Genomic DNA, 5968 nt, shown 5'->3' with positions numbered 1-5968 from the left:
CTACCATCGCCGACAAGCCCGTTGCTGTCGCCGCACCAAACGTGCTCAGCAAATAGTCGGTGTACAAATCGAGTTCTTTGTTCTTCATGGCGACAGGTTATCGTATGCACTGCGTAACATCAGTTAATAGGCTGGCTGCCGCGACAGCGCAATCAATTCCGCTCCCATCCCCTTCGTCACCTCCACCGCCCGCTGCTTCTGCAACGCGTGAATCTGCCTATACGTGGTCATATCTGACCTACTCCCGGCTTTATCCTTCAGCACAGCTAACTGTTGGTCGGTCATGACCGCGAGTTGGGTTGCGGTCGGTTTCTGATTGGCTGTCGTAGCTGCCGCCTTAGGTGCTATGGCGGGCGTGGGCGTGGCATTCACAACCGGTTTGGCCGGGTTGCTGGCTTGGCCCGGTAGCCCTGTTGACGCAGCACGCTGCGTCGGCGCTTGGGCAAAGTCGCCTCGTCCCGCGAGTGCTGCCAACTGCTGTGGGTCTTCCCCCGCTGTTTGATTGCCCCCCGGCCCGGTTAACGCAATGGTGCCGGCTGCCGGGTTCTTCATATTCACTGCCGCCGGTGTCTTCAGCACGCCCATGCCGTCGGGCGTTGGAGTTTCGAAGTTCACGATCTTGTAATCGGGTGATTGGATATCGAGCCCACCATTCAACGCCAAGTAGCTGGCATACAGTTGCCGCCCCTTCTCACCGGCGCGTTCTTCGGTACTCAGCCGGTTATACTGGCCCGCCAAGTCGCGTTGTTTCTGAATCGCCTGGCGCCGGTCATTGAATTCAGTGGTCGCCATGTTCAGTCGTGCGCCATCCAATGCCAGCGCTTTGCGCTTGATGTCCTTCTCAAAGTCGAACGATTTACGCTGCAAGTCCATCTGCTGGTTGGCGCGGTGATTGGATTGCCAAGCGCCGTAAGCCATGGCGGCCGCTTCCGGTCCCTGCATCTGGCCGAACAGATACATCACCTGGTCGGCAGGGAGTTGTTGCTCATCGATGAGCTTGCCATCCCGTAGGCGCTTGACCACGGCGCCGCCGTCTTGCTGGCGTGTGACTTGGTATTTGAGATTGTCGTGGATATCGTTATCAAGGAAGTTGGCCAGCACTGACGTATCACCTTGCTGGTAAGCATCAAACGCTTTACGCGCCCGTAGGCTATGTTCCTTTTCATAACGCTGGCTGGCCATATCGCGCACGCGCTCAGCTTCTTCAATCTTGCCATGGGATTCAAACACCATGGCGCGGTCTTCCAGGGCGGCTAACTGGTCTTCCAGCGATACCGTTGCCTTGCGCGGCTTTGCATCAGGGACACGGGCTTTGGCGCTGCCGTCGGCATTTTGCCAACCAGCCAACCCCTTGCTGGCCGTTGGAATCGGACCGGGAACCGGGTCTTTCGCACCGAGTCGCACCGCTTCTGCCGCCCAATCAGTGCCTGTGCCTAGGTCCAGGCCATTGGCCGCGATAGTGGCTGGCTGGGGCGTAGTGAGACTCTCTGCAACCCGACTGGCACTAGCGGCTTGGTTGGCTTGGTCTATCGGTTGTTGCTCGGCGTATTGTTCCTGTTGTGCCCGTATTTCCGCCCGTTGCTTGGCGGTTTGGGTGCCTTTGAGGTCTTCTTGCAGCGCATCCGCTTCGCGGTCGCGTTTGAGTTGGCGGCCTAGCTGGTAGCCATTCATCAAGCCATTGCTGAAGGCCGATAGGCCATTGATGCCGATATGCATGGTGTATTGCCTTCCTAAAACAGTTTCTTGATGGCCTTGAAAGGCGCTTTGACGAGCTTGGCAGCGGTACTGTCGTCGAATGCCCGTCCTGCATTGGTGAAGTCGCCGGTCAATAGCTCGCCCCCGACTCGCATCGTGCTGCCCACGCCAAATTTGTCGTCTTTGCCGCCGATCTTGGGTGCCCAACGCTGGTTGATGTCCTGCTCGACGTTCTTACCGGTCAGCAAATCCTTGTAGTACTGGTTGCCCTCACGCCGATAGCCGCCACGCTTGGCTTCGCGTTCGTTGATGATGGCTGCGGCTGCCAGGGCAGTCCACGGATTGAGCAAGGCGGATCCACCTGCCGATGCGCCGGCACTGCCGGAGGCTGCCGAACCACCCGCCACGGCAGAGCCGGCACCACTGGCCCCCGCTGCGCCCGCGCCCGAACCAGCCGCACCTTCGCCCGCCATAAGGTGCTGCAACAACTGCGGGTCCAGTCCCTGTTGCAGAGGTTTCTGCTGGGCCTGCATGGCGCGGTTACGCGCATCCTGCAAGCGAGCCAGATCCTCGTTTTGCTGTTGCAAGCCCAGGCTGGCCCAATCCTGCATGGCGTTGGGTTGCATCGTGGGGAGTGCCAACCCTTGGGTATAGATATCCATCATTTGCCCCCAAACTTGAAGCCGTTGCCGGCCCATGCGCCGCCGATATTGCCAATCATCCCCATCAGCCCATTCGAGCCGGCCTGATTCATCTGCCATGCGGCCAATTGGTTTTGATACTGTTGGCTCAGGCCATTCATGGCGCTGGTATTGCCACCCATCGCACCGCTAAACCCCTGTCCCATGATGGCGTTGTTGTTGCTCACCTGGCTGGCCGCCCCTTGTAAGGCACCTTGGCCTGATGTCCCCATCCCGGTGCCCACACTAAAGGTCTGCGTAGCCGTACCCGGCAAGCCACGGCCCAGGCTGGCGGCATCCTTACGCAGCATCAGGCCGGTTTTCATGACATCGCGCCGGGTATTGGTTTCAGCGGCAGAGGTGGCCAGCGCCCGGTTCAGTAACAGGTCATTCATTGCTGCGCCAGCACGGCCGCTGTTGGGATTGACGCCCATCCGTCCATTGGAGCGAGCTTGGGCCGCCAGGGCATTGTCAAACTGCTTGCCGACCGTGGCGACCGAGGCCGCCGACTCGCTGGCCTGTCGGCCTGCACTGTCGTACTGCATCGCCTCCTTGGCGACTTGCTGCTCTATCGGCCTGAAGGTGCTGGTGTAGTCCGACCATTGCTCACGCGCCCGTTCGCTGTTGAACTTTGAATCCGCCAGTTGCTGGTCAGCAAAGTTACGGCTGTAGGTGTCGATTTCCGCCTGGCGTGGCTGTTGGGCTTCCCACTGCTGCCGGCTGAACGCCAGCCAATCCTTGCCAAGCTTGGCGTTTTCCATCGCGGCTTTGCCAATAGCCGGGTCGGGGCTGGGGGCTTTGCCGCCTTTCTTGCATTCGGCCACGGGGCCGGCGTAGTCATAGCCGGCCTGTTCGAGCACAGCCCCGCTGGCCATGTCGATCACGGCGTAGGTAGTAATGAACATAAGTGTCATCCTTGTATTAATCGGCATTCCTCGCGCAGCATGCCGAGCACGAGTAAATCCTCGCCGCCTGGCAGCGCACGCCTGATTAAGCCTTCCCGTTTGAAACCCAGCTTCAAATCAAAGGCCAGTGCGCGCTGATTGTTGGCCGGCACCAGCCCGGTCACACGTCGCTTGCCTGCGGTGATAAAGGGGTAATAGAAACTGGCCACCAGGAATTGCCTTGTCATGGCGTAGGGACTGGCTGCCGCAACATGCAGGTTCACATCGCATTCGCTGAAGCGCTCATACACGGTACCGGCAATGAGGGCATTGCCATGTACCAGGCCGATGGCGCGGTAATCATCGAAAGGGGTGATACCAATGCGCTCGCACACCCAGCGCATCACGCGCTCATCGTCGCCATAAAGAAGGGTCTTGGGTGGCATGGTTTCCTGCTGCTGGTTACAAAACGCCATCATGCAGCGCGTTCCCGGTCATGGAGCCGGTGTGGGTGCCGGTTCTGGCGTCGGCTCACGGGTTTCGGACCTCGCCACCAAGGGCTGTGCAGGCCACTGAATGGCTTCCAGCGCTTCGAGTGTCGTTGCCCGTTCAATTGCGTCCTTCAACGGCCTGGAAATCATGTGCTGCGTCAGTCGGTGTTCACCTTCCGCCATCGCCCACGCGGATTCGAGTGCCATCAGCTTGTCTGCGGTCATCGGGATTTCACTGTTATTCAGCGCTCGCCAACTGAAACCGGCAGGGAATGCATAGCCATCACGCGCCATACCGGCCAGACGGGCAATATTCTGCGCGGCTTCCTCATCACCCTCGTATTCCACCCCTTCGAAACTGAACTGGTTGAACTTGGCAATCGCGCTGGCCCGTGCCGCATTGATTTGCGCGGTCTTTCGTTGCTTCGCTACCATCAGGGCGTCTGCCGGTCCCGGCTCGCTGATGTATTCCCCGCCCATCAAGAGTGGGTGGTTGACCAATAGGGCCTGTTCAAAACCTTGTGCAAGCAGGGTCGGTGCATCCAACTCTGCGGGCTCTGCCTGCCAGGATTCCGCATCTTCGCCTATGGCGGCTGCGCCAGCGCTCTCCCAGCTATACAGTTGCAAGGTGGTCAAGACCTTGCCCTCACGGTAACGCACGGTAAAGCCGCGCACGGTGTGATAGGCGAGGGTTTTCTGGTCAACGGTCAGGGTTTTTTGTATGGGCATGGTCAGTGGTCGTCTACGTTCACGAAGTTATCGACATCCAGCGTGATGGTATGGCTGGATGCCGGTCCACCAACGAGGCGCAAGTAGATTGTCACCGTGGCCCGTGCGCTGCCATGGGCTTCAATATGCCCAGGCGACGTTGTCGTGGCTTGCAATACACAGGAACGCGACGCACCCAGTGACATCCAGTTGGATGCATCATTGATGAGATTTGCCGAGGTATTGCGGGCTTTACCGGTGATGGCAGCGACAAACTGCACTTCACACCCGGCACCCAAATTGGCGCTCGTCACGTTGTTCCAGTTACCACTCTTGTGCTGGGTGCCCGACAGGCGCCAGGTGCCATCGCTGTTGATGTAAATACCCACGATCCCGGTTACACTGCCAACACGCAAGAAGTGTTGGTCGCTCTGATAGTTCGGCATGCCCCAAGGCGGCTGCGAAATGCTGGGCGCTAGTGCCAGCGTCTTGCGCAGCTTGTCCAGCTTCATAAAGCTGCCGCACCGTAAAATGCCCGTTCCCACCGTCATGCCTTGCAGTATCTGGAACAGGCCGCCCCGGATTTGTGTCACCACGGTGATATCAAAGGCATGCGGGCAATCCGTAATGGGGCTGGCAATCGTGCTGTACTGCCAGATTGCGTAGAAGCGCCCATCAATGGTGGACTGCACGCTATTGGGTATCTGGGTATACGAACCCGCACTATTGACCGTGTTTACAACTGAGCGCATGGCACTGCCTTCGGGCGCCTTGGCCATGACGGTGACGCCACTGTTGGTGGGACTGTGAACCCACAGCGTGCCGGTGATGCGATAGACCGAATACGGTTCCAACATGAAATTAAAGCCAGACGCCGCCGTGACATGCGTCGTCATGGCCAGATCGGCATGCAAGGCGATATGGTCGAGTTCTGCGCCCAAGCCGTTGACTACAACTGAGATGCCGTCGCTACTGGTCGATAAATCCACACTGCCGGTTGCCGACAAGGCGCGAATGAACTGGCGGTTATTGGCCGCGTCGTAATCACCTACAAGCAAGGCACCATTGGCCGGAGCCGAACTGATGATGTTCTGTATCCACGGCGCACTGTCCGAGTTCGCCACAAAGAACCGTTTGTTCGGGTCGCCGCGTTTGTGAATGACGAGCCCCAGATTCGGGTCCATGGTCATGCCGACTGCCGTCAGGGCATCATTGGCGAAGAACTGGTTGCGGTTGCTGCCGTTGATGGCATCCACACCGGACAACGCGCCGCTCCAGGCGGTGACCACGTTGCCTTCCTGTACCTGCACGTGGTCGAAATCGACCATGCCCGACGCACCCACCTGCTTACACAGGAACAAACGCCCATTGGCTTCAACGGATGCGCCCCAGGTGATCCGATACACATAACGCTGCCAGTGAAGCGTCAGTGTGGGATTCTCCAACACATCGGTGCTGATGGGATGCGTATTCCAACGGCGCATTTCCATTTCGTAGCCGGGAGTCAATC

Annotated in this window: 6 protein-coding genes; all 6 read right to left on the bottom strand. The window is 58.8% G+C overall.

Translation table 11 applies throughout. From position 1 onward, the window contains the following. Positions 1-123: 123 nt before the first annotated feature. On the bottom strand, positions 124-1716 hold the full coding sequence (locus CSQ89_RS19300) for a hypothetical protein (RefSeq protein WP_099407671.1): 1593 nt from the start codon (positions 1714-1716) through the stop codon (positions 124-126). Positions 1717-1730: 14 nt separating this feature from the next. Then, positions 1731-2360 carry a hypothetical protein gene (locus tag CSQ89_RS19295; RefSeq protein WP_143747103.1) on the bottom strand — a complete coding sequence of 210 codons (630 nt, stop codon included), beginning with the start codon at positions 2358-2360 and terminating at the stop codon, positions 1731-1733. Next, positions 2357-3280, bottom strand: a complete 924-nt coding sequence (locus CSQ89_RS19290) for a hypothetical protein (RefSeq protein WP_099407669.1) — start codon at positions 3278-3280, stop codon at positions 2357-2359. The genes CSQ89_RS19295 and CSQ89_RS19290 overlap by 4 nt, the downstream gene beginning before the upstream one ends. A 5-nt stretch (positions 3281-3285) precedes the next feature. After that, a complete protein-coding gene (locus CSQ89_RS19285) occupies positions 3286-3738 on the bottom strand; it encodes a GNAT family N-acetyltransferase (protein WP_199065727.1) in 453 nt (150 codons plus the stop codon). A 15-nt stretch (positions 3739-3753) separates the two neighbouring features. Next, entirely contained in the window at positions 3754-4479 is a 726-nt protein-coding gene (locus CSQ89_RS19280) for a DUF4376 domain-containing protein (protein ID WP_099407668.1), read from the bottom strand. Between the two features lie 2 nt (positions 4480-4481). Beyond that, a partial coding sequence (locus CSQ89_RS19275) for a hypothetical protein (protein WP_233203333.1) occupies positions 4482-5968 on the bottom strand: 1487 nt, incomplete at its 5' end.

Origin of the sequence: Chitinimonas sp. BJB300, assembly GCF_002735695.1 — a bacterium.
In the GTDB taxonomy this organism is placed as follows: Bacteria; Pseudomonadota; Gammaproteobacteria; order Burkholderiales; family Chitinimonadaceae; genus Chitinimonas.
The sequence above is the reverse complement of the archived record's forward strand: the minus strand, read 5'-3'. Positions and strand labels throughout refer to the sequence as shown.